Consider the following 1243-nt stretch of genomic DNA (forward strand, 5'->3'; position numbering starts at 1 on the left):
TGATCTGCTCCAGCAGGACTGGACACTACATTAAGCGACATTTCGTTGTTCAAAGTTAATTGGGCTTAGATACCCAAGAGCACTGTGCCTTCTTGTTCGGTTATAATCAACCTCAATATATTCAAAGATCGTTTGACGCATAGTGTCTCTAGTCATGATCGGCTCATATTGGATCGCTTCAACTTTCATCGAGTGAAAGAAACTCTCTACGCAGGCATTATCCCAACAATTTCCTTTTCTACTCATACTTTGCTTTAAATTATAAGCAGTTATGAGTTCACGATAATCTTTAGAGCAGTATTGGCTTCCTCTATCACTGTGAATAATTACATCCTCTGGGAAGCCACGACGGAATAAGGCCATCGACAATGCATCACAAACTAGAGTCGCTGTCATTCGTGTCCCCATAGACCAACCGACTACCTGCCGTGAGTACAGGTCAATAACAACCGCTAAGTAAAGCCAGCCCTCACTCGTTGCTATGTAGGTGATGTCGCCCGCCCACTTCTGGTTAGGAGCACTCGCTGTGAAATCCTGTTCGAGTATGTTTGGTGCTACAGGCATTTTATGGTTGCTATCCGTTGTGCATTTAAATTTGCGGGCTGCTTTCGCCACCAAACTCTGGCGCTTCATACTGGTTGCGATGGTCTTAACATTATGTTTATTCCCATTCTCAGCTAACTCAACCTGAATACGTCTTGCACCATCTCTGCCTTTGCTATTTTCGAAAGCTTCCTTCACCTTTTCATCCAACACGTGTCGAGCTTGTAGACGCAAGTTGTCTTTATAGCGATGCTTGATCCAATAATAAAACCCACTTCGGGAGACCGAGAACACCTTGGCCATGCGATAAACGCTAAAGTCCACCATGTTCTCGAGCATAAATTCGTAGCAATCTATTTTAGATTCTTCGCGAAGTAGGTGGCGGCCTTTTTTACAATATCTAGCTCTTCAGCTTGTTCGGCCAGTTGTCGTTTAAGTTTGGCAACTTCAACGGCAAGATCTTTTTCTCTTTGGCTAGAATTGGTGTCTTTCGTTGCAGCTTTACGCCAGCCGTAGATTTGAGATTCATGTAGCGAGAGCTGCTTTGCGGTGGCAGCTACACCTACTTTCTCTGCTAACCTCAGAGCTTCGGCTTTGAATTCAGGAGAGTGGAGAATACGTTTCTTCTTGTTTGTCATGGTTCACCTCGTTAGTGATTGTACTCACTTAACGCAGTGTCCAAAACTACTGGTTCAGATCA

Annotated in this window: 1 protein-coding gene; it reads right to left on the bottom strand. The window is 44.2% G+C overall.

What is annotated here, in order from left to right:
• Nucleotides 1-30: 30 nt before the first annotated feature.
• Nucleotides 31-1181, bottom strand: a protein-coding gene (locus ACED25_RS23450; RefSeq protein ID WP_371693082.1) for an IS3 family transposase whose coding sequence is annotated in 2 segments (ribosomal slippage) — nucleotides 31-938 and nucleotides 938-1181 — 1152 coding nt in all. Because the reading frame shifts where the segments join, the coding sequence is not laid out codon by codon here.
• Nucleotides 1182-1243: the final 62 nt, after the last annotated feature.

It is taken from the genome of Vibrio sp. 1F263 (genome assembly GCF_041439035.1).
In the GTDB taxonomy this organism is placed as follows: domain Bacteria; phylum Pseudomonadota; class Gammaproteobacteria; order Enterobacterales; family Vibrionaceae; genus Vibrio; species Vibrio tasmaniensis_A.